General features: G+C 70.3%; 20 protein-coding genes. 13 read left to right on the top strand and 7 right to left on the bottom strand.

Annotation, left to right across the window (positions count from 1 at the left end):
- The first annotated feature begins 106 nt into the window (after positions 1 to 106).
- Positions 107 to 373, top strand: coding sequence for a DUF2530 domain-containing protein (locus AC5P09_RS15750; protein ID WP_493874495.1), 267 nt, complete (start codon positions 107 to 109; stop codon positions 371 to 373).
- Positions 374 to 1,196: 823 nt separating this feature from the next.
- The gene (locus AC5P09_RS15745; RefSeq protein WP_493874494.1) at positions 1,197 to 3,596 is read left to right on the top strand and encodes an HAD-IC family P-type ATPase; all 2,400 of its coding nucleotides are present in this window, start codon (positions 1,197 to 1,199) and stop codon (positions 3,594 to 3,596) included.
- An 11-nt stretch (positions 3,597 to 3,607) separates the two neighbouring features.
- On the opposite strand, the gene AC5P09_RS15740 is transcribed toward AC5P09_RS15745, so the two are convergent.
- The 3 genes from AC5P09_RS15740 to AC5P09_RS15730 form a co-directional block, all read right to left on the bottom strand.
- The gene (locus AC5P09_RS15740; RefSeq protein WP_493874493.1) at positions 3,608 to 4,504 is read right to left on the bottom strand and encodes a hypothetical protein; all 897 of its coding nucleotides are present in this window, start codon (positions 4,502 to 4,504) and stop codon (positions 3,608 to 3,610) included.
- A 196-nt stretch (positions 4,505 to 4,700) separates the two neighbouring features.
- A complete protein-coding gene (locus AC5P09_RS15735; RefSeq protein ID WP_493874492.1) occupies positions 4,701 to 5,573 on the bottom strand; it encodes a calcium-binding protein in 873 nt (290 codons plus the stop codon).
- A gap of 279 nt (positions 5,574 to 5,852) precedes the next feature.
- Positions 5,853 to 8,975 (bottom strand): sacsin N-terminal ATP-binding-like domain-containing protein, encoded by a 3,123-nt coding sequence (locus AC5P09_RS15730; RefSeq protein ID WP_493874491.1) that lies wholly within the window; start codon positions 8,973 to 8,975, stop codon positions 5,853 to 5,855.
- Positions 8,976 to 9,508: 533 nt separating this feature from the next.
- Here AC5P09_RS15730 and AC5P09_RS15725 point away from each other — a divergent pair.
- Complete coding sequence (locus AC5P09_RS15725; RefSeq protein WP_493874490.1) at positions 9,509 to 9,694, top strand: hypothetical protein; 186 nt, start codon at positions 9,509 to 9,511, stop codon at positions 9,692 to 9,694.
- Between the two features lie 184 nt (positions 9,695 to 9,878).
- Here AC5P09_RS15725 and AC5P09_RS15720 read toward each other — a convergent pair whose 3' ends face one another.
- The gene (locus AC5P09_RS15720; RefSeq protein WP_493874489.1) at positions 9,879 to 10,916 is read right to left on the bottom strand and encodes a LacI family DNA-binding transcriptional regulator; all 1,038 of its coding nucleotides are present in this window, start codon (positions 10,914 to 10,916) and stop codon (positions 9,879 to 9,881) included.
- Between the two features lie 719 nt (positions 10,917 to 11,635).
- On the opposite strand from AC5P09_RS15720, the gene AC5P09_RS15715 reads away from it, so the two are divergent.
- Positions 11,636 to 12,532 (top strand): aminoglycoside phosphotransferase family protein, encoded by an 897-nt coding sequence (locus AC5P09_RS15715; RefSeq protein ID WP_493874488.1) that lies wholly within the window; start codon positions 11,636 to 11,638, stop codon positions 12,530 to 12,532.
- Positions 12,533 to 12,689: 157 nt separating this feature from the next.
- On the opposite strand, the gene AC5P09_RS15710 is transcribed toward AC5P09_RS15715, so the two are convergent.
- Both AC5P09_RS15710 and AC5P09_RS15705 read right to left on the bottom strand, forming a co-directional pair.
- Positions 12,690 to 12,899 (bottom strand): DUF397 domain-containing protein, encoded by a 210-nt coding sequence (locus tag AC5P09_RS15710; RefSeq protein WP_493874487.1) that lies wholly within the window; start codon positions 12,897 to 12,899, stop codon positions 12,690 to 12,692.
- Positions 12,896 to 13,774, bottom strand: coding sequence for a helix-turn-helix domain-containing protein (locus AC5P09_RS15705; protein ID WP_493874486.1), 879 nt, complete (start codon positions 13,772 to 13,774; stop codon positions 12,896 to 12,898). The genes AC5P09_RS15710 and AC5P09_RS15705 overlap by 4 nt, the downstream gene beginning before the upstream one ends.
- A gap of 154 nt (positions 13,775 to 13,928) precedes the next feature.
- On the opposite strand from AC5P09_RS15705, the gene AC5P09_RS15700 reads away from it, so the two are divergent.
- The 5 genes from AC5P09_RS15700 to AC5P09_RS15680 all read left to right on the top strand — a co-directional run bounded on the left by AC5P09_RS15700 (position 13,929) and on the right by AC5P09_RS15680 (position 16,701).
- A complete protein-coding gene (locus tag AC5P09_RS15700; protein ID WP_493874485.1) occupies positions 13,929 to 14,411 on the top strand; it encodes an ATP-binding protein in 483 nt (160 codons plus the stop codon).
- Positions 14,412 to 14,807: 396 nt separating this feature from the next.
- Complete coding sequence (locus tag AC5P09_RS15695; protein WP_493874484.1) at positions 14,808 to 15,683, top strand: helix-turn-helix domain-containing protein; 876 nt, start codon at positions 14,808 to 14,810, stop codon at positions 15,681 to 15,683.
- A 91-nt stretch (positions 15,684 to 15,774) separates the two neighbouring features.
- A complete protein-coding gene (locus AC5P09_RS15690; protein WP_493874559.1) occupies positions 15,775 to 16,122 on the top strand; it encodes a hypothetical protein in 348 nt (115 codons plus the stop codon).
- Entirely contained in the window at positions 16,119 to 16,376 is a 258-nt protein-coding gene (locus AC5P09_RS15685) for a hypothetical protein (protein WP_493874483.1), read from the top strand. The genes AC5P09_RS15690 and AC5P09_RS15685 overlap by 4 nt, the downstream gene beginning before the upstream one ends.
- Before the next feature lie 70 nt (positions 16,377 to 16,446).
- Positions 16,447 to 16,701, top strand: a complete 255-nt coding sequence (locus AC5P09_RS15680; protein WP_493874482.1) for a hypothetical protein — start codon at positions 16,447 to 16,449, stop codon at positions 16,699 to 16,701.
- A gap of 59 nt (positions 16,702 to 16,760) precedes the next feature.
- On the opposite strand, the gene AC5P09_RS15675 is transcribed toward AC5P09_RS15680, so the two are convergent.
- The gene (locus tag AC5P09_RS15675; protein ID WP_266437685.1) at positions 16,761 to 17,687 is read right to left on the bottom strand and encodes a DUF3027 domain-containing protein; all 927 of its coding nucleotides are present in this window, start codon (positions 17,685 to 17,687) and stop codon (positions 16,761 to 16,763) included.
- A 291-nt stretch (positions 17,688 to 17,978) separates the two neighbouring features.
- On the opposite strand from AC5P09_RS15675, the gene AC5P09_RS15670 reads away from it, so the two are divergent.
- From AC5P09_RS15670 to AC5P09_RS15655, 4 genes are all read left to right on the top strand, one after another.
- Positions 17,979 to 19,445, top strand: a complete 1,467-nt coding sequence (locus AC5P09_RS15670) for an MFS transporter (protein ID WP_493874481.1) — start codon at positions 17,979 to 17,981, stop codon at positions 19,443 to 19,445.
- 96 nt (positions 19,446 to 19,541) lie between these two features.
- The gene (locus AC5P09_RS15665) at positions 19,542 to 20,042 is read left to right on the top strand and encodes a hypothetical protein (protein WP_266437680.1); all 501 of its coding nucleotides are present in this window, start codon (positions 19,542 to 19,544) and stop codon (positions 20,040 to 20,042) included.
- Between the two features lie 13 nt (positions 20,043 to 20,055).
- Complete coding sequence (locus tag AC5P09_RS15660; protein ID WP_493874480.1) at positions 20,056 to 20,805, top strand: futalosine hydrolase; 750 nt, start codon at positions 20,056 to 20,058, stop codon at positions 20,803 to 20,805.
- On the top strand, positions 20,789 to 21,649 hold the full coding sequence (locus AC5P09_RS15655) for a 1,4-dihydroxy-6-naphtoate synthase (RefSeq protein WP_493874479.1): 861 nt from the start codon (positions 20,789 to 20,791) through the stop codon (positions 21,647 to 21,649). The genes AC5P09_RS15660 and AC5P09_RS15655 overlap by 17 nt, the downstream gene beginning before the upstream one ends.
- Positions 21,650 to 21,662 lie beyond the last annotated feature (13 nt).

Below are 21,662 nucleotides of genomic sequence, written 5' to 3'. Positions count from 1 at the left end.
TTCGTACGAAGAAAAGTGGCCGGACAAAAACAGTTTCAGTATGAACATATGGCCCGATCGACGCCATCTCCGCGCGTAGACCTGATCGCCTCGTAAGCTGTCCCCCATGGAGAAGTGGACCCCGAAGCACGAGGCGCCGGAGCCCCTGGAGGGCCCCATCGTCCCCACCATCATCGGCGGCACGATCCTCTGGTTCGCCCTCTTCCTGGTACAGCTCCCCTTCTACGGCTGGTTCGACGACCACGGCCACACCTGGTGGGTCTGGACATGCCTGGCCGGGGCGGGCCTGGGCCTGATCGGCATCTGGTACGTCCGTAAGCGGGACGCGGCGATCAACAGGGCGACGGGGGCTGAGGCACCGTCCGCAGAGTAGACACCCGGCGCGAGCGCGGACGCGCGCTGGGGGCTCCGCCCCCAGACCCCCGGCCTATGCCCACCCACCACCCGTCTCGGTTGGTCGAGAGGCGAAGGTCGAGGGCGATTTCGCGCCGGCTGATACGGCTGACGGCAGGTCGAGGGTCACTTCTCGTCCGGCTGAGACGGCAGGCAGAGGCCCCCCGCGCCCGACCGTCCCGGGTGGTCGAGTGTCACCACCCGCCCACCCGGGACGGCAGGCAGAGCATTGCTGCCCGCCCATCCGAGTCAGGTGGTCCAGAGTCACCACCCGCCCGACCGAGTCGGCAGGTCGAGGAGCACCTCCCGCCCATCCGGGTCAGCAGGCAAAGGGGCACTTCCCGCCCACCCGAGTCAGCTGGTCGAGAGTCACCACCCACCCGACCGAGTCGGCAAGCAGACAATCACCTCCCACCCACCCGAGCCAGCTGGCCGAAAGTCACCACCCACCCGACCGAGTCGGCAAGCAGACAATCACCTCCCACCCACCCGAGCCAGGTGGTCGAGGGTCACTTCTCGTCCGACCGAGTCGGGTGGTGGGTGGGCAAAGGTCCCGGGGGTTCAGGGGGCGGAGCCCCCTGGTGCGGGGGCGAAGGGGGGCGCCCCTGGAGGATGGGACGGGTAGGGGCGGCGGGGGCGAGACACATCTGGCAGCAGCCCCCGAGGACGCCCCGCACCATGCCGTTGAGCGGCCGGCACCCCTAGTACCACGGCATCACTCAACCCCTCCCCCCTCCTCCCCAGGTCGGATCTTTCACCCACTCCGCGGGTGAAGCCGTAAATCCGCACGTACCGTCGAATGCATGACGCACATCGACGCGGGCGCCGCCGAACTCGATCCTGCGCGGGCGACGACGGTCCCGGACATCGCGGTGACCGGTCTCACCGCCGCCGAGGTCGCGGAGCGGGTCGCGCGGGGCCAGGTCAACGACGTGCCGGTGCGCAGCAGCCGGTCCACCGTCGAGATCGTCCGTGCGAACGTCTTCACCCGGTTCAACGCGATCATCGGCGTGCTCTGGGTGATCATGCTGTTCGTCGCGCCGATCCAGGACAGCCTGTTCGGGTTCGTGATCCTCGCCAACACGGGCATCGGCATCATCCAGGAGTGGCGGGCGAAGAAGACCCTGGACTCGCTGGCCGTGATCGGGGAGGCCCGGCCGACCGTACGCCGGGACGGGACCGCCTCCGAGGTGGCCACCAGCGACATCGTGCTGGACGACCTGATAGAGATCGGCCCCGGCGACAAGGCCGTGGTCGACGGGGTGTGCGTCGAGGCCGACGGGCTGGAGATCGACGAGTCGCTGCTCACGGGGGAAGCCGACCCGGTCGTGAAACGGCCGGGGGACCAGGTCATGTCCGGGAGCTTCGTGGTGGCCGGCGGCGGCGCCTTCAAGGCGACCAAGGTCGGTCGCGAGGCCTACGCCGCCCAGCTCGCCGAAGAGGCCTCCCGGTTCACCCTCGTCCACTCCGAGCTGCGTTCCGGCATCTCCACGATCCTCAAGTACGTGACGTGGATGATGGTCCCGACCGCGATCGGCCTGATCATCAGCCAGCTGTTCGTCAAGGACAACGACCTCAAGGACTCCATCGCGCGGACCGTCGGCGGCATCGTCCCGATGGTCCCGGAGGGGCTCGTCCTGCTCACCTCCGTCGCCTTCGCCATCGGCGTCATCCGGCTCGGCCGGAAACAGTGCCTGGTGCAGGAACTCCCCGCCATCGAGGGCCTCGCCCGCGTCGACACGGTCTGCCTCGACAAGACGGGCACCCTCACCGAGGGCGGCATGGACGTCACCGAGCTGCGTGCACTCGACGGCAGCGACTCGTCGTACGTGGAGAAGGTCCTCGGCGCCCTCGGCGAGTCCGACCCGCGCCCCAACGCCTCCCTCCAGGCGATCATCGACGCCTACCCGGACGTCGAGGACTGGCGCTGCACCGAGTCCCTGCCGTTCTCCTCCGCCCGCAAGTACAGCGGCGCCTCCTTCAGCGAGGGGAACGGGGAGTCCAGTACGTGGCTGCTAGGCGCCCCGGACGTGCTCCTCGCGGACGACGACCCCGCCCTCGCCGAGACCGAGCGGCTCAACGAGCGGGGGCTGCGGGTGCTGCTCCTGGCCCGGGCCGCCCGTGACCTGGACGATCCCGAACCCGCGCGAGGAGCCGAGCCCGCCGCCCTCGTCGTACTGGAGCAGCGGCTGCGGCCCGACGCGGCCGACACCCTGCGCTACTTCGCCGAACAGGACGTCCGCGCCAAGGTCATCTCCGGGGACAACGCGGTGTCGGTGGGGGCGGTGGCGAGCAAGCTCGGGCTGAGCGGAACCACGATCGACGCCCGCCGGCTCCCCACCGACCGGGACGGGATGGCCACGGCCCTCGACGACGGCACGGTGTTCGGGCGGGTCACCCCGCAGCAGAAGCGGGACATGGTGGGCGCCCTGCAGTCGCACGGGCACACGGTCGCGATGACCGGCGACGGCGTGAACGACGTCCTGGCCCTGAAGGACGCCGACATCGGCGTGGCGATGGGCTCGGGGTCGGAGGCGACCCGGGCGGTCGCGCAGATCGTGCTGCTCAACAACAGCTTCGCGACGCTGCCCTCGGTGGTCGCGGAGGGCCGACGGGTCATCGGCAACATCACGAGGGTCGCGACGCTCTTCCTCGTCAAGACGGTCTACTCCGTCCTGCTGGCGATCCTGGTGGTGTGCTGGCAGGTCGAGTACCCCTTCCTGCCCCGCCACCTGACCCTGCTGTCCACCCTCACCATCGGCGTGCCGGCCTTCTTCCTCGCCCTCGCGCCCAACAAGGAACGGGCGAGGCCGAACTTCGTACGGCGAGTGATGCGGTACTCGATCCCGGGCGGGGTGGTGGCCGCGACGTCGACCTTCGCGACGTATCTGATCGCCCGGCACCACTACACGGGCAGTGGCGCGCTGGACGCGGAGACCAGTGCCGCGACGCTGACGCTGTTCCTGGTCTCGATGTGGGTGCTGGCGATCATCGCCCGCCCCTACACCTGGTGGCGCCTCGCGCTGGTGGCGACGATGGGTGCCGGGTTCGTACTGGTGCTGGTGGTGCCGTGGCTGCAGGAGTTCTTCGCGCTGAAGCTGGTCGGGGTGACGATGCCGTGGATCGCGGTCGGCATCGCGGCGGTGGCGGCGGTCGCCCTGGAACTGCTGTGGAGGGTGGTCGACCGCCGCGTCCCGGCGTAGAGCCGAGGGAGTTAGCGCACGTCGACGTAGTCACCGACGGCGCTGACCGCCGGAGTCGTCGTGGTGCCCGCGAAGCTGAAGCGCCAGTAACCGTCGTAGGCGGCGGTGGCGGTGGCCTTCAGGTTGCCGTACGAGTCCGAGTACACCGTCTTGACCGTGGTGTACGTGCTCGTGCCGGCCTTGCGGAACTGGAGCTTGACGGGCTGGTTGGTGTAGCCGTGGTAGTGGCCGTCCTCCCAGTTGGCGCGGGACAGCTTGCCCGTGGAGGTGATGGTCTTCCCCTTGTAGACGGGCTCGGGACCGGCGTTCACCGTCAGTTTGGAGTAGCGCTGGACCTTGGTGGTGCCGAGGCTGCCCTGGTCGGTCTCGCCCTGGACGCTTCCGTCCTGGTCGCTGTAGGTGAGGGCCAGTGCGCCGGCCGTCCAGGTGCCGGCGTCGGCGTTGATCAGGTAGTCCTCGGCCGGGTAGATGTTGATGTCGCCCTTGCAGCTGGCGGTGGTCGACGAGGTCGCGGTGCAGGTCGCCGGGTAGTCGCCCCCCAGCACGTTGCTCGGGGAGTCGTACGAGCCCTTGTAGATGACGGGGCCGGTGGCGAAGTCGTCGGAGGTGATGTCGACGTCCGTGCCGTGGGTCATCGTGTAGGTGACCGTGGTGGTGACCTCGTTGGTGGTGCCGACCTTGATCGCACTGGCGATCTTGAGGTTCGAGAAGGTGACGTCCGGGTCCGCCGCGTCGGCGGCGGCGCTGAACGCGGTCCTTCCGGAGCCGGCGGCGTGCGCCGCGGCGAAGGCCTTCGTGGCGTCCGTACGGTAGGACGACGAGGCGTCGGCGGCCTGCGCGGCCGGCACGACGAGAGCGGAGAGAGCCAGGGCGCCGGTGACGGCGGCCACGGTGGCACGAATGCGCATGTGCGTTCCCCAGGGGGAGAAGTGATCTAGGAGCCTGTTGACTCACGTGATCAGATTCGCGACCGGTGGGGTGGGTTGTACGGACGGATCACGATTTTGTCGGTACATAGGCAATGTTTGGGGCCCGTATGGGGAAACGGAACGCCGACCCCCGGAAACCCGGGAGTCGGCGGCAGTGCCTGTGCTGTCGGCGCGCTTACTGCACGTCGACGTAGTCACCGGCGGCGGTGGCCGTACCGGTGGTCCCGGTGCCCGCGAAGGTGAAGCGGTAGTAACCGTCGACGTTGGCCGTCGTCGTGGTCTTCAGGGCGCCCGTCGTGCTCGTCGTGATGCCCTTCACGTTCGTGTAGGTGGTCGCGCTCTTCTTACGGAACTGCAGCACCACCTTCTGGGTGGAGTAGCCCGCGTACACGCCGGTCTCCCAGTTGGCGCGGCTCAGCTTGCCGGTGACCGTGATGGTCTTGCCCTTCTTCACCGGCTCCGGCGCGGCGTTGACGGTCACCTTCGCGGCGCGCTTGACCTTGTGGGTCTTCTGGAAGTCGTTCCAGTAGATGCTGCCGTCGCCCGCGAGGACACCGGCGGTCACGTGCCAGGTGCCGGCCAGCGCGTTCTTGTACAGGTCGCCGTAGATGCCCGGCGTGGCCGTGATGGTCAGCTTGCAGGTGGACGTGGTGGCACTGGCCGCGGTGCAGGTGGCGACGTCCTCGTTCGGCAGCAGCAGGCCGTCGATGTCGCTCTCGACGTCGGTGCCGTGCCAGAGGTCGATGTACGCGTCCTCGACACCGGTGGCGTGACTCGCGGTCAGCGACACCGTGAAGGTCTTGACGGCCGTGGTGCCCAGGACGAGGTCCTTGCCGGAGTTGACCGTCACGTTGGACACGACGGGCAGGGCCTCGGCGGTGGCCGACGCGCCGAACGTGGACTTGGTCGAGGACGCGCCGAAACGCTCGGCGACGCTCGGCTTGTCGACGCTCGCGGTGCCTTGAGCGTCGGCCTGGGCGGCCGGCGCGACGAAGGCGGACAGGGCCAGGGCGCCGGTGACGGCGGCCACGGTGGCTCGAATGCGCATGTGTTCCCCACGTGGAGAAAGGGGCCCCGGCAGTGGTCGTTCCCTACGGCTCGTCGTCGCACGGGGCCCAAGTGATGGTGGAGCCTGTTGGCTCATGTGGTGGGATCCGCGACGCATGTGAATGGTTGTACGAGGTAATGGAGATTTCCTGACGGGTTGTCGAGAGAAGGCCTCTCGGGGGGGCGCGACCCGCTGAAACAGGAGGACGCCGAGCGCTTCGCGCAGCTGACCGGAACAGGGGCCGTCCGGCAGGACGACCCCTGCTGTCATGTCACCGCATCAGTCGAACCAGCGATCCCGCGCCAACTCCCCCGTCCGCGACGGGTCCTCCATCAACGCCGCCACCTCGAACCGCCGGGGCCACTGCCCCGCCGCCCAGGCGAGGCCCGCGGCGACGCCCTCCAGGGTCGCGGCGTGCAGGGTGCCGTCGTTCGTCAGGCGCCAGTCGATCTCCACGCCGTCGACGAAGAGTTCCTCGTGTTCGACGTACGTCGAAGGGGTCCGTGCCCCCAGCAGCAGCCGCACCGACTCCGGTACGTCGTGTTCGGTGCCCTCGGAGTCGACTCCTCCGGTGACGGACTCGCTCAGCCGCCGCACCTGGAACAGCTCGGCCAGCTCGGCGGCCCGGGCGGGCCGTACGGGCAGCAGCGGGACGCCCTCGGTGAAGGGCAGCAGGTCGGGCGAGTCGACGACCACCGCCTCGGCCGCGTCCACCACCTCGACCCGCCCGTCGACGACGGCCCGCAGCTCGTCCGGCAGGGTCACCTGCTCGGGGTCCAGATCGGCCAACGCGCTGTACAGGGCGTGCAGTTGGGCGCCGGTGACGTCCCGGTCGGGGTCGGCGAGCCGGTCCAGCAGCTCCGCGGCGCCGCCCGGCTCGTCGAGCAGCGCGGCCACGGACGTCCGTACGCCCAGCGCCCGCAGCACCTGCTCGTCGTCGAACCCGGTCGCGTCGGCCTCGTCGTACAGCCCCCGCAGGAGCGGGTCGCCGCCGGCGGCCAGCAGGCCGGCGGGGCGGCGGCCGTCGAGCACCGGGTGCCCGCGCAACCACCATGCGGTGTAAGGCCGTACGGCCTCATGCGTGCCGTCGGGCAGCAGCATGCGCACCTGCTGGGTGATCGCGTCACGCAGCGGAGGTTTCGCCAACAGGGCAAGAGCCTGCGGCCACTTGTCGTCGTCCACCAGGTCCAGGTCGCGAACGGCGACCAGCTCGGTGGCGACGGGCGGTACGGGGGTGTCCGGGAAGCGGTCGAGGATGTCCTCGCACCACACGTCGACCGCGTCGAGCAGGCCGACGTCGTCCGGCTCGGCGAAGTCGCCGTCGCGGGGCTCCAGTTCGTCCGGGTCGAGGACGACGTCGGTGGCGCGGACCAGCGCGAAGTTGGCGAGGACACCACACGCGGCCAGCGGCTGCTCGCCCCACCTGTCGGCCAGCTCGGGGTCGACGGAGGCCAGCTCGTCCTCGCGCATGACCTGGTGGAAGGGGCTGCCGGGGAGGACGAGTTCGCCCGCCGGGGTCAGTTCCCCGTCCTCGTCGGGGAGGGCGAGAGCGCCGAGCCAGGGCTCGTCGCCGGGTTCCAGGCCCGCGTCACGCACCAGCGCGAGAACGGTGTCGGCCAGCTCCTCGGCGTCGGGCGCGTCCTGCTCCCAGTCCAGCGCGCCCTCGTCGTCGAGGGAGGCGGCCACTGCGGCCCGTACCTGCGGGGTCGTCAGAACGGCCCGGGCGGTGGCCGGGAGGGCGCCGAGCTTCTCCAGCAGGGGGTGGGCGGCGTCCGGGTGGGCGACCTTGAGGCCGAGCCGGGCGAGGACCTCGGGGTCGATCCGGGCGGCGTCGGCGGTGGGCAGCAGCACCTGCCGGGGCCCGATGGTGGTCCGCCCGTCGGCGAGCGGCACGGGCAGCCCGGACAACCGGTCCGGATCGACCCCGGCGAGGCTGTCGTACAGCCGCCGCCACCACTCCGGCTCCTTCTCCAGCCCGGCCAGCCGGTCGACGGCGTCGGTCAGCGGAACCCGCGCGACCCCCAACGTCCGCAGCTCGACGCGCCGTTCGAGCCCGGCGGGCAGGAGGGTGGGCAGCACCTCGGCGAGCACCTGGACGGTCTCCGAACCGGCGCCTTCGACGATCTCGGCGTCGCGGGGACGGAGGGACTCGGGCAGGTCTTCGTCCTCGTTCTTGGACGGTTCCACGGCCGGCGGCAGGAAGGAGGTCCGCGGCAGCCGCTCCAGGATCGCCTGCCGCAGCGCCCCGTCCAGCTCGCCCTTGCCCAGCGGGCCGGGCACGAGGTCGATGATGCCGGCGGTCACCGGACGCCAGTCGGCGAGGAGTCCGGCGTACGCGTCGGCCGCGCGCTGCACGAGGAAGTCGGTCAGCGGGCCGGGGGCCGCGTGCCGGCGGGTGGTGTCCAGCGGGAGGGAGGCGATGAGCAGGGCGGGGACGCCGAGGGGCTCGTCGCTGGGGGTGGGTGCGTGCACGAAGGGAGTGGTGCGGGGCCGGGCAGGCGTGCCGTCTTCGTCGACCGGCACGGCCCAGGTGACGGACCAGTGCGGCCGCAGCCGTTCCTCGACGGGCCGGTCCGCGAGCAGGTCGGGCGTGAGCGGCCCGTGCGCGACGGCCGTACGCCACCGGGTCGTACCGTCCCGTGAGTCCTCTACGACGGTGAAGTCGCCGTCGGTCCGGCGCCGCAGCGTCCGCGGCTCGTCCCCGTCGACCTCGATGACGACCTCCTCCAGCCCCGGCAGGGCGAGGAGCAGGGCGTCGTCCACGGCGGCCAGCAGCCGTCCGGCGAGGTCGGCGGCGGCCGGGTCGCGCAGCGGCAGGATGACGGCCGTGTCGTACGGGTCGGGCGCGGTGCCCTCGGCGGCGAACGGAAGCCGCAGCAGCGGCACATGCCCGTCACGCCGACGGATCTCGTCCCCCAGCCCCGGACTGTGCCGGGCGATGTCACCGGCCAGCTCCCGGGCCTCGACGAGGGACCACCGGACACCGCCGTGCCGCCCGACGACCGCGGGCTCGTCGGTGACGGACAGAACGGCGGCGAACCCGACACCGAAACGGCCGATGGAGGGCGTGTCCCGTTTCGCGGAGGCCCGAAGCGTGGCGAGCGACTCGACACCGGCCGCGTCGAGGGGCGCGCCGGTGTTGGCGGCGACAAGGACCCCACCACGAAGAGTGAGCCGCAACCGCCCGGGCACTCCCGCCCTCGCCGCCGCATCGGCGGCATTCTGAGCGAGCTCCACGACGAGCCGGTCCCGATACCCGCCGAGAACCAGATCCTCCTCGGCGTTTGCGTCCTCGCGGAAGCGAGCGGGACTGGTGGCCCAGGCGTCGAGCACACCTCGCCTGAGACGGGCGGTCCCGAAGGGGTCGGCGCCCTCGGCCGCGGGCCGCACGAACTTACTCACGTTGACTCTCCTCATCGGCGTGACGATGAAGGTACCGCTCGGAGGACGGTGCCGCGCATCCTGCCCGGCCGCACCGGCGCCGCCGACGGACCGGGCAGGTCCAAGGACCACGGACTGGCCGCCGCCCGCCGGGCAGATCCAGGGTCGGCCCGAGAGCATCCGGCTGATCGTCCGGCGGGTCAAGCCGTCGGGCCGGCAGACCAAGAAGCTGACCGACTTCGAGCGCAAGACCGGCTGGCGCTACAGCATCACCGCGCTACAGCATCACCGCGACGAACATCGGCCGGACGTGGGGCATCGCCGGCTCCCACCAGCCTCAATTCCTCGACGTCCTCCACCGTGATCACGCTGAAGTGGAGGACGGGTGCGGTTGCCCCACGAACAAGGCGATGGGCCTGCACAACCTCCCGTCCAAGTCCTGGGACGTGAACTGCGGCTGGGTGACCTGCGGCTGGATGCTCACCGCGAACTGGCCGCCGACCTCGACGCCTGGGTAAGGCTCCTGGCGCTGCGCGACCACGCCGATCTGGTCGATGCGCGACCACACCGACCTGGTCGATCCCGAGCCCGGCACCATGCGCTTTCGCCTCTACCATCTGCGAGCCCGCCTCACGAAACACGCCCGCCGCCGCTGGCTCCGTATCGAGGCCACCTGGCCCTGGGCCAACGCGTCCACCACCTGCTGGCAGCGACTCTCTGAACTTCCCGCCGTCACCTGACGGTCCGGCCCGTCCCGACGAAGACCAGAACGGAGGAGACTCGCACCACCCCGGGCCCGTGGAACCCGGCCGCGCAGCCACAGCGTCACGCGACGGCCCACCCCCGACGGCAGGGGACATTACGGGCGAACCACCGAGCCACTCAGCGGCCGAACCCCGCTGACGGATCGAGGTCAAAGGTGGGTCACGTCGTGCCGCGGACTTTCAAGCTCGGTGTCAGGACGATAGGGGGTGGCAGTTCGCCTGCGAGGAGTTGGTCGACTTGCTGGATGGCCAGTTCGCCCAGCCGTCGCTTGTCGAGGTGGAGGGTGGTCAGTGGCGGGTCGACGAGATCGACGACGCTCAGCCCGTCGTAACCGACCAGTGCGCAGTCGTCCGGTACTTGGACGCCGAGCCGGCGGGCGGCCCGGAGCGCGCCGATCGCAACCAGGTCGTTGAAGGCGACCACGGCGGTGAGGTCTGGGCGCGCGGCGTACAGCGCCTCGAACGCGGCGGCGCCCCCGGCCGGGGACTGCTCACCCATGACAACCCAGCCCTCGTCGACGGGCAGCGCATGTTCGCCGACGACTTCGAGGAAGGTGCGGCGCCGGACCATCGGGGCGCTCACGCACTCGCAGTCGATCATGCCGATCCGGCGGTGACCCCGGTCGATGAGGTGCTGCATCCCGGCCCGGATTCCGGCCGCGGTGTCGATGTGGACCAACGCGTGGTTCGACGAGTCCAGCCCGCGATCGACTACAACCAGCGGCACGGTGCCCACGTACGGCTCGAGCTGCGCATCGGGATGGCTGATGTAGCCGACAAGAGCGTCAACCTGCTGGCCGAGTGAGCGGACCATGGCCAGCTCCCGGGACCGATCGTTCTCGGTGCTGGCCACGAGCACCTGCCAGTTGCGTTTGTCCGCGGCCGCGATCACTCCTGCCACGAACTCCGGGAAGAAGGGGTTGACCACGTCGGGAACGATGAGCCCGACGGATACGACGTCCGGGCGGACCAGCCCTCGGCCGAACCGGCTGGGCCGGTACCGCAACTGCCTTGCGACATCGAGCACGCGTTGCTGAGTCCCCGGGTCGATCTCCCCCTTGCCGTTGATCGCCCGGGAGACGGTCTGATGGGACACGCCTGCCGCCTGAGCAACGTCGCGGAGCGTGACGCGCTTGACGGTTCTCGCACCCCGCGCCCGCTGGTCTTCCGTTTCCCGCTGTCCGGCCACGCCGCCCACTCACTTCTGTTCCTGTGCCGCCCTGTGTCCAAGTCAATCAGGTTCACCGGCCTGCCGCGCCATCACCAGCATCCCGGCACTGCCACGCGAGCAAGGCAGCGCCAGAACGCCACCGGCGGATCGTGAGCCGTCCGCCGGCGGGCGTTGACGGAATCTGCTCCCTTGAGCAAAACTCCCGTTACCGGTAACGTTAGCGCTCACGTTAACGGTAACGGACATACGAAGGAGAGCACAGTGGCTTCATTGAGGGGCCCTTTACCGCACGAGCCTCACCCGATGTTCCGTGGCGTGTTCCGCGGCTGGCACGCAAAGGCCGGCGTCTTTTCGGCGCTGCCAGACGCACCTGTGGAGCCGGATGATCCGCAGCCTTGGTGGCGCCGACTGAGAGTTCGGCGGCAGAAGCCGAGCAGCGGTGGATCTTCGCTCAGTCGGTCCACGGCGCGTCCCCGGGGCTGCCCTGCTCCCAGTGGGGATGGTCCGGAGCTGACAAGAAGTGTTCCGTGGTTCGAGGTTGAGATCCTCCGGCGAGGGGCGGATCGAGGGTGAGTCCGCGGCAGCGAGGCGACGACCGTGCCGATCGCCAGAACACGGTTGAGACACCTGGGCGGCCGAAAATCTCAGTTGATCTGGACCCTGGCGTATGAATACTGGCTGTCGTCTCAGTTGATCTGGTCTGCTTCCGGCCTTTCGAATTGGACCAGTGGAAGGGCCTGCCAGAGATGACCATGCACGATGACCAAGTGGACGTGACCACCGAAATCGTGGCGACCTTGATCCAGGAACAGTTCCCTCAGTGGAGCGGCAAGGCGATCCAACTCCTGTCGTCGACCGGGACGGTCAACGCCATCTTCCGCATCGGGAACGACCTCTCTGCGCGTTTCCCACTGCGTCTGGCCGATGCCGCCGAGGCGCTGGCGGTTCTGGAACAGGAAGCCCAGGCGAGCGCGGAGCTGGCACAGGTGTCTCGGTTCCCCGCCCCGGAACCCGTCGCCTTGGGAAAGCCTGGAGCGGGTTACCCCATGCCGTGGTCGGTCCAGACATGGCTGCCGGGAACGGTCGCCTCGGATGCCGACCCGAGTAGGTCGGACGCTTTTGCCGAGGACCTTGCGGCCTTCATCTCCGCCCTGCGGAACGCCGAGACGCGGGGGCGGCTTTTCAACGGCGACAATCGTGGCGGCGATCTCGCTCACCACGACGATTGGATGGCGAAGTGCTTCGAGGAGAGCAAGGGGATGCTCGACGTGCCCCGGCTGCGCCAGGTGTGGAGCCACCTTCGGGAGTTGCCACGCACGGGTGCCGACGTGATGAGCCATGGTGACTTGATCCCCGGCAATGTACTGGTCGCGGGAGACCGGCTCAGCGGCGTACTCGACACCGGCGGCTTCGGCCCGGCCGACCCCGCGCTGGATCTGGTCAGTGCCTGGCACCTGTTGCAGCCAGGCCCGCGGGAAGTCCTCCGGCGGACACTGGTCTGTGACGATCTGGAGTGGGAGCGCGGCAAGGCATGGGCGTTCGAACAGGCGATGGGTGTTGTCTGGTACTACGTCGAGAGCAATCCGACGATGAGCAGAATGGGGCGCCGGACACTCGACCGCATTCTGGATTCGATGGAGTGATGTCGCCCGGATCGTAGGCCGTGATAGAGACGATCGCTTGCCGCCCCCACCGACAATTGCTGGGGTACGACGGTGTTACGCCAACTACCGCACGAGCCAGTTCAATCGCACCTCGCCCACGACGGCGGCACCCCTGTCGGGGCAAGGCGCGCAGGTGTCAGCCCTCGGCCGCGTACGTCACGAAGTCGGCCCACGCGGCCGGAGTGACGGTGAGCCGGGGGCCCTCGACGTTCTTGGAGTCGCGGACGTGGATGGTGCCGGGGGTGGGGGCGATCTCGACGCAGGAGTCGCCCTCGCTGCCACTGCTGTAGCTGCTCTTGAACCACGCCAGCTCGGAGGCGTCCCCGACCGAGGTCTTGCGGATCATGTTTCCCCCAGCAGTTGCTCGATGAAGGCGGTGGACTCACGCGGCGTGAGAGCCTGCGCCCGGATGATGCCGTACCGCAGTTCAAGGATACGGAGCTGCCTGGGATCGGAGACCGGCCGGCCGTGGGCCACCACGGGTGAACGCCCCATCGCTGATCCGTCCTGGAACTTCAGTACCTCAATCCCACCGTCTACCCCGGCGTGCTCCTCGCGATCCATCGGCATCACCTGAAGCTCGACGTTCCGCAACTGTCCTGCCACCAGCAGATGTTCGAGCTGGCATCGCAACACCGTCCGCCCGCCGAGCGGGCGGCGGAGCGTCCACTCCTCCAGGACGAAGCTGAGCTCAGGCACGGGGTCCTGCTCGAAGACGGCCTTACGGGCCACCCGAGCGGCGATGAACCGCTCCACCTCGTCCTCGGTGTACGCGGGGCGCCGCATGAGCAGTAGCCCCCGCGCGTACTCCGGCGTCTGCAACAGCCCATGGATGTTCAGCGGGTCGTAGAGCTGAAGCTCGACCGCCTTCGCCTCCATCTGCGCCAGATCCCGCACCTTCTTCGGGTACCGGACCTTCTTCACGTCCTCCTTCATGGCGGCGAGGAGTCCGCCGGCCCGCAGTACCTCGTCCGCCATGTCCAGATACTCGGGTCGGGGGATCCGCTTCCCGGCCTCGATCTTGTACACCATGTCCTCGCCGTATCCGACCGCGTCCCCGAAGTCGGCGGCCCGCATCCCCACCGCCTCCCGGCGCAGCCGCAGCTGCCGTCCCACCGTGGCTACGACCGCCAGGCCCCAGTCGTCGTCCGGATCAACCTCCCAACCCGGCTCGTCCGCCTCGCTCTTGAGCCGCGCCGCGTTGCCGTCCACCTGCGTCATCCCGCACCCCTCCGTCGTACGACCGTGCCGCGACGCCTCTACCCGTACGGCCCGTCCCGACAGCCCGGACACCACCGGACAACGCCCGGACAGTCACCGTACGCAACGGAGTCGTCACTGTTCACGGTAGCCACGGGCGGCCACTCTGAGTGACGTGATCCAAGAAACCGCCGCCCCCGTCCGCAACTTCAGCGTCCAGCTGTCCCCCACGCCCCGAGGAGCCCGCCTCGCCCGCCTGCTCGCCACCGAGCAACTCCGCGCCTGGGAAATCCCCTTGGACCCGGCACGCCACCTCGTCGCCGAACTCGCCGCCAACGCCGCCACCCACAGCCGCGTCCCCGGCCGGGACTTCCGGCTCACCCTCTACGTCGTCGCCGACACCCTGCGCATCGAGGTCACCGACACCTGCGGCGACCGACTCCCGCAGCCCCAAATCCCCACCCCGGACGCCGAGTCCGGCCGGGGTCTCCTCCTCGTCGAGGCGCTCGCCGACCGGTGGGGCACCGCCCAGGGCCCGCACCCGCGCAAGACGGTCTGGGCGGAACTGCGCCTCCCACCGGAGCACAGAAACGCGTGCGAGATGGGAGCGATTGGAGGATTTGGGCCACGATCGGGATGGAAAAGCCCAGGTGGCTAGGGCTGGGCGTGGCCCAAATCCTCCAATTGCGGGAGGGAAGTCGCGGGAGGGAAGTCGCGGGGGTCAGCCATCGCACCCGCCGCAGTCCCCCGGCCTACCCCGCCCTCCCCGAGAACCTGTCACCGGAGCACAGAAACGCGTGCTCCGGCGGCAGGGGCGCCTTCCCCAAAGAACCACGACGGTGAAAGCACCCCACCAAGCCCCACCCCACCCTCCCGAAGCCGCGTCGCACGCCGCCTCACCCGGGCGAGTGAACATCACCAACTCAGCTGGATTCCCGGCCCGTTGCCTGCCTTACGCTCGGCGCAACACAACCCCAGACATGCGACGGCCCCCGCCGGGACGGCAATCCCAGTGCGAGGGCCTGACCACCAAGGAAGACAGGACCTCTTCCCGATGGATACGCACGACATTAGCGTGCCCCCGCACGCCCAGTCCCGCCCCGCGGGCAAAAACCACCCCCGCCGGCACGCCCACCCCGGCGGCGGCCTGGACCACGACCACACCCGCCACACCACCCGCTTCACGGTGATCGGCAACCACCTCGTCCAGCACCCGGAACTGTCGCTCCTCGCGATCGGGCTGGCCTGCTACATCCAGTCGCTGCCCAAGGGCGCCCGCGTCGACATCAAGACCCTCGCCGCCCGCTTCCCCGAGGGCGCGACCCGTATCGCCGCAGCCCTGCGCGAACTCGAAGCCCACGGCTACCTGCGCCGCACCCGCGAACGCATCCCCGGCGGCCGCATCATCACCCGCACGATCTCCTGCAACCAGCCCGGACGCCACCGCGAGGCCGCCGACCACGAGCCCGTCGTACGCCCCTCACACCCAACCCCGAAGAAACCGGCACCCCGCAAGCCCCTCCCCGCCGTCCCTCGCCCCGCGCACCCCGCCCCCGCCCTCCTCCAGACCGCCACCGACCTCCTCACCGACCTCCGCCTCCACGACCCCCGCCTCCTCCTCTCCACCTGCGACACCGCCCACCTCGCCCCCGGCGTCGCCGCCTGGCTGGAGCGCGACGTCAGCCCCACCGCCGTACGCCACGCACTCACCGCAGACCTGCCACCCGAAGGCCCACGCCGACCCGCCGCCCTCCTCGCCCACCGCCTCACCGCCCAACTGCCACCCCCGCCCCCGTTCCGCGCCCCCACCCCACCACCGGCGAGCGCCCGGCACCCGCTCCAGAACTGCGACGGCTGCGACCACGCCTTCCGCGCCCCCGAACCCGGCCGCTGCCGCGCCTGCCGATCCGACCTGATGGAGGCCGCCTAGCATGGCGATCCTCTCCCTCCCCGCTGCCGACGAGTCCCCTTCGCTGCCGATTCCGCCGGATACCCTGGGCGGGGCACTCCTGGAGGACACCATGAGCACACTGGCCGACCACGGACACGAGCTGATTCCCCGCCCCGAGCAGACGCCCGACGCACTGCGCGCCGCCCTGGCCGTCGTTGCCCCGGGCCGGTTGGTGGAGATGCAGGCCACCAAGGACGAGGCTTTCGCGCAGGCCGTCGAGTGGCAGTCCCTGAGCCCTGTGCAGAGCTGGGTCCTGATCTGGGCCAGGGACATCGAGATCGCTCGCCGCCCCGACCTTTCCTCTCGCTTTGCCCGCGCGCAGAGCGAGCTGGAACACGAGGATTCCGCCTCCGCGGAGGAAGCCTTGCGAGAGCTGAGCGCCGTCCTGGACGAAGCCACGAAGGCAGTTCGCGGTTGAGCTGGAAATGGGAGTACGCCTTCGGCGCGGAGGCAGCCGCCCGCACTGCTCCCGCTGACTTCCTGGCCAGGGTGGAGACCAAGGCGGACGAGCTGGTCAGAGCTGCCGAAGCCGTCCACCTCCACGGCCGGGCCCACCAGGGCATCGACCCGACGGGCGGCAACATCATCGTTCCTGGCGGCATGTTCACGTATCAAGTCGTCGTACGCAGCGAACGTGTCTACATCGTTCAGATCGTCTACCTAGGATTCTGAACCGCTGGCCAAGCGCTCCGCACAAAGCCTCGGCGTAAATCGCCGGGCCGGAGAACTCTGGAGGAACCTGGTGGCCGTGGACCTCTCCTTCTACAAGTCGTACATCTCCGAGGAAATCCGTGACGAAGGCCGCGCCCAGGCGAAGGTCGAAGACATCCTGCATCTGCTGGATCGCCGTGGCGTCGAGATCTCGAACGCAGACCGTGAGCGCGTCACGTCGTGCGACGACCTCGATGTCCTCGACCTCTGGTTCGACCGCGCGATCACCGCCACCTCGGCGGAAGAGGTCCTCGCAGAGGGGGAGCACCGACCCACTGGTGAGTAGCGAGTCTGGTCACGGACGCGACTTGGTGCCCCGTCCCGAGCAGAACCCCAGCACGGACCTTACGAGTGCCCCAACTCCGCCGCATCCTCGTCGGAGACATCCGGTACGGACCCCGAATCCCGAGCCGGCCGCAGCGGGAAGGGATCGACCGTCGTCTCGTCGATCACCGGTGGAGCCGGCCGGGGCGGAGCGGGCATGACCGCTGCCTCGGAGTGGCCTCCGCAGCCGTAGGACAGGGATACGAGGCGTCCGTCGGCCGGGGCGAACTCGTTGGCGCAGATGCCGAAGGCCTGGCCCAGGGAGCCGCCGATCGGTACCAGGAAGCCGCAGCTGACGCAGGACGCGGGTGCGGCCTGGGCCATCGGGGTCTTGGCGCCGTACGACTCCTCCCAGCGGTCGGCGGCGATGTGCAGCCCGTAGCGGGACAGGACGCGGGCCCGGCGCATGCCGAGTTCCTCGGCGACGGCGGCGATGGAACCGCGGGCGGGGACGACGGGGAGGGTCGCGGGGCCGCCGGAGGTGACCTCCGCGTCCTCGGCCTCGACCAGCTCGGCCATCTCCTCGGAGACGGGCGAGCTCGGCAGCGGCTCGTCCTCGCCGGTGTAGCCGGGCTCCAGGCGGAGGTCCTCGGCGTCGGTGGGGAGGAGATCACCCGGGCCCATGTCGCCGGGCCGCAGCCGCTCGCTCCACGGCACCCACTCGGGGGCGAGGAGGGCGTCCGGGCCCGGCAGGAGGACCACCTCGTCCAGGGTGACGAACTTGGCGCGGGAGGCGCGGGCGACCGTGACGGCCCAGCGCCAGCCCCGGTAGCCGAGTTCCTTGCACTCGAAGAAGTGGGTGACGACACGGTCGCCCTCGGACACCAGCCCCGAGTGCTCGCCGACCACGCCGGGCGCGGCGGCCTCCTCGGCGGCGGTGCGGGCGAGGTCGACGGCCTCGGCGCACAGGCGGTCGGGGGTGCGGCTTCGCGTGGTCGCTGCGCTCACAGGTATCGCTTCTCTCCTACGCCGTCTCTCTGGTGCGTCTGCCTGTCGGTGGCGGGGCGGACGGAGCGGACCCGGGGACCGCGTCGACGTCCGCGCCCACTCACACTCGGGCGCACCTGTACCACCCATTCTGCGGGATGGCTGAGATATGCACGCTACCTGTTCGCGTGCGCCTGGCCTACACCGACGGGTCTGTTCCCCAGCAGATCCGCTGCAGATCCGCTGCGGAAGTGCACGGCCATACGCGCGGTAACCGCACTACACACAGCTTTCTCGGGGCACTATGACGGGGTGGCAGCCGCGAAGACTCCCGAAGGTGCCACCGGGATCGGTGGGTCCGAAGAGATGTCCAAAGGGATCAACAAAGGCTTCAAGGGGAGCAAGGGGAGCGGGCGAAACAGCGGGTCGGGCCGGGCGGGCGGGCCTCTCCGCGCGATCGGCCGTGCCCTGCATCTGCCGGTGACGGGTGCCGCACGCGGCATCCGCAAGGCGACCCACGCGCACGGGGCCGGCGAGTCCGGGCTCGGCAAGCTGATCGAGCTGCACGGTGTGAACGGCGCCGGGGATGTGATGATCACGGTCGCGCTGGCCTCGACCGTGTTCTTCTCCGTCCCCACGGACGAGGCCCGAGGGCGCGTCGCCCTCTATCTCGCGATCACCATGGCGCCGTTCACCGTCCTCGCCCCGGTGATCGGCCCGCTCCTGGACCGCCTCCCGCACGGCCGCCGCGCGGCGATGGCGGGCGCGATGCTGGCCCGGGCGCTGCTCGCGCTGATCCTGTCCGGGGCGGTCGCCAGCGGCAGCCTGGAGCTGTATCCGGCGGCGCTGGGCGTCCTGGTCGCGTCGAAGGCGTACGGGGTCGTCAGAAGCGCTGTGGTGCCCCGGCTGCTGCCACCCCGCTTCTCCCTGGTGAAGGCCAACTCGCGGGTCACTCTCGGCGGGCTGCTCGCGACGGGGGTCGCCGCGCCCATCGGGGCGGGGTTGCAGGCGATCGGGTCGAGCTGGCCGCTCTACGGCGCCTTCGTGATCTTCATGGCGGGTGCGTTCCTGTCCTTCACCCTGCCGCCGAAGGTCGACTCGGCCAAGGGCGAGGACGTCGCGCTGCTGGCCGCGGACGAGGCCCATCTGCACGGGCCGCACCTCAAGCCGGTCAAGCGGCCCGGGCTGCGCACGGTCGGCATCGCCGTCACGCACGCCCTCGGTGCCAACGCCGCGCTGCGCTGCCTGTCCGGCTTCCTGATCTTCTTCCTCGCCTTCCTGCTGCGGGAGCATCCGCTGACCGGGGAGAGCGCGGCCGTGTCGCTGGGCATAGTGATCGGCGCGGCGGGCACCGGCAACGCGCTCGGTACGGCGGTCGGGGCGTGGCTGCGGTCGAAGGCGCCGGAACTCATCATCGTGACGGTGGTGGCGTGCGTGGTCACCGCGGCGATCACGGCCGCGATCTTCTTCGGCGCGTTCCTGGTGGCGTGTCTGGCGGCGGTCGCCGGGTTCTCGCAGGCCCTCGCCAAGCTGTCCCTGGACGCGCTGATCCAGCGGGACGTGCCCGAGCAGGTGCGGACGTCGGCCTTCGCGCGCTCCGAGACGATCCTTCAGGTGTCCTGGGTGTTCGGCGGCGCGGTCGGCATCGTGATGCCCCTCAACGGCACGCTGGGCCTGTTCGTGGGCGCCTCCATCGTCGCCGTCGGCTGGCTGACCACCGTCAAGGGCCTGCTGAGCTCGGCCCGGCACGGAGGCCCCGCGCGGTCGCGGGTGACCTAGCGAGTGGCCCAGCCGGTGACCTGGACGCCTACGCGGCCCACGGCTCGCCGCACCCCGCGTGGGTAGACCGGAGGACCTGCCCGATAGCCTTCGGCCATGACCATGCTGCAATCCGTAGTGCGACGCCGCCGCGCCGTCGCCGCCGCCGGTGCCGTTTCCGCCGGACTGCTCGTCCTGTCGGCCTGCGACAAGCCGACGCCGCGCGCCACCGTGACGGTCGGCCAGAGCTCGGTGAGCACCGAGGCCGAGTGCTACGACGACGGCAAGGACCTCGGCCGCGAAGAGGCCGCCAAGTGCGCCCGGGAGAAGGCCTCGGAAACCATCGACGTGCCGCAGAGCGAGACGCTGCGCATCGGTGTCGACCCCGAGGTCGCCGAGACGGGCTGGGCCCTGTGGATCAACGGCGAGCAGGTCACCAACGTCTACAAGAAGACGTACTACTCCTTCCAGGGCGTCGATCTCTTCGCCGACCAGCAGGGTCAGGCCGCGCCGAAGGAGCTGAACATCAGCATCGTCGAGCAGGACAAGACCGACACCACGGCCAGCAAGGTGTACAAGGGCGTCTGGAACTTCAAGCTGAAGAACGCGGACGACTGATCCGCCCGAGCCCATGCGCATCCTCGTAGCCACCGCGGTCCCGGTCGAACGGGACGCGGTGGCGCGCGCGTTCACAGGCACGCCCACGGAAGTCGCCACGGAAGTACCGCTCCCGGGCGTGACCCTGCACAGGCTCACCGGCACGGCCCTGCACAGCCCCCCCGGCGGGTACGACCTCCTCGCCGCCGGCGTCGGCCCCGCCCTCGCCGCCGCCTCCACCGCCGCCGCCCTCACCGCGGCCGCGCTCGAAGGCGCCCCCTACGACCTCGTCGTCTCCGCCGGGATCGCCGGCGGTTTCCAGCCGGAGGCGCCCCTCGGCTCGCTCGTCGTCGCCGACGAGATCACCGCGGCCGACCTGGGCGCCGAGACGGCCGACGGCTTCCTGCCGGTGACCGAGCTGGGCTTCGGGACCGTCACCCACCGTCCGCCACAATCACTCGTACGAGCTGCCGTGTCGGCGACCGGAGCACGCCCCGGCACGGTCCTCACCGTGTCCACGGTGACCGGAACGGCCGCCCGGGCCGCCGCCCTGCGCGCCCGCCACCCCCGGGCCCTCGCCGAGGCCATGGAGGGCTTCGGCGTCGCCGAGGCGGCCGCCGCGCACGGCGTGCCGGTGCTCGAGCTGCGGGCCGTCTCCAACCCGGTCGGCCCGCGCGACCGCGCCGCCTGGCGCATCGGCGACGCGCTGAGCGCCCTGACGACGGCCTTCGGGAAGCTCACACCCGCCCTGGAGAGTTGGACCCCACATGACCGCACCGAATGAGCCCGTGCAGCCTCTGCAGATCGCCTACTCCCCCTGCCCCAACGACACCTTCACCTTCGACGCCCTCGCCCACGGCCGCGTCCCCGGCGCGCCCGCGCTCGACGTGACGTTCGCGGACATCGACATCACCAACGGCATGGCCGAGCGCGGCGAGTTCGACGTGCTGAAGGTGTCGTACGCCGTGCTGCCGTACGTCCTCGACGAGTACGCGCTGCTGCCCTGCGGCGGCGCGCTGGGCCGGGGGTGCGGGCCGCTCGTCCTCACTCGTGGGCCGGGAGACCTCACCGGCCGTACGGTCGCCGTACCCAGCGAGAGGTCGACGGCGTATCTGCTCTTCCGCCTGTGGGCCGCGGACACGCTGCCCGGCGGGGTCGGCGAGATCGTGGTCATGCCGTTCCACGAGATCATGCCCGCCGTGCGGGACGGGAAGGTCGACGCCGGACTCGTCATCCACGAGGCGCGTTTCACGTACCAGAACTACGGGCTGCACAAGCTCGCGGACATGGGCGAGCACTGGGAGAACACGACCGGGCTGCCGATCCCGCTGGGCGCGATCATCGCCAAGCGGTCGCTGGGCGCACCGACGTTGACGCGGCTCGCCGACTCGATCCGTACGTCCGTCCGCGCGGCCTGGGACGATCCCGAGGCGTCCCGCCCGTACGTCATGGAGCACGCCCAGGAAATGGATCCGGCCGTCGCCGACCAGCACATCGGGCTGTATGTCAACGAATTCACCGCCGACCTCGGCGAGGACGGCCACGCCGCGATCCGTGGGCTGCTCACGCGTGCGGCGGCCGAGGGGCTGGTACCGCCCCTCGGCCCGAACGCGCTGGATTTTCCGTAAAGCGCGGTTCTCG

This window comes from Streptomyces sp. a15, from assembly GCF_059026085.1.
Note: the sequence above shows the minus strand (reverse complement) of the source record. Positions and strands in the feature narration are given on the sequence as shown.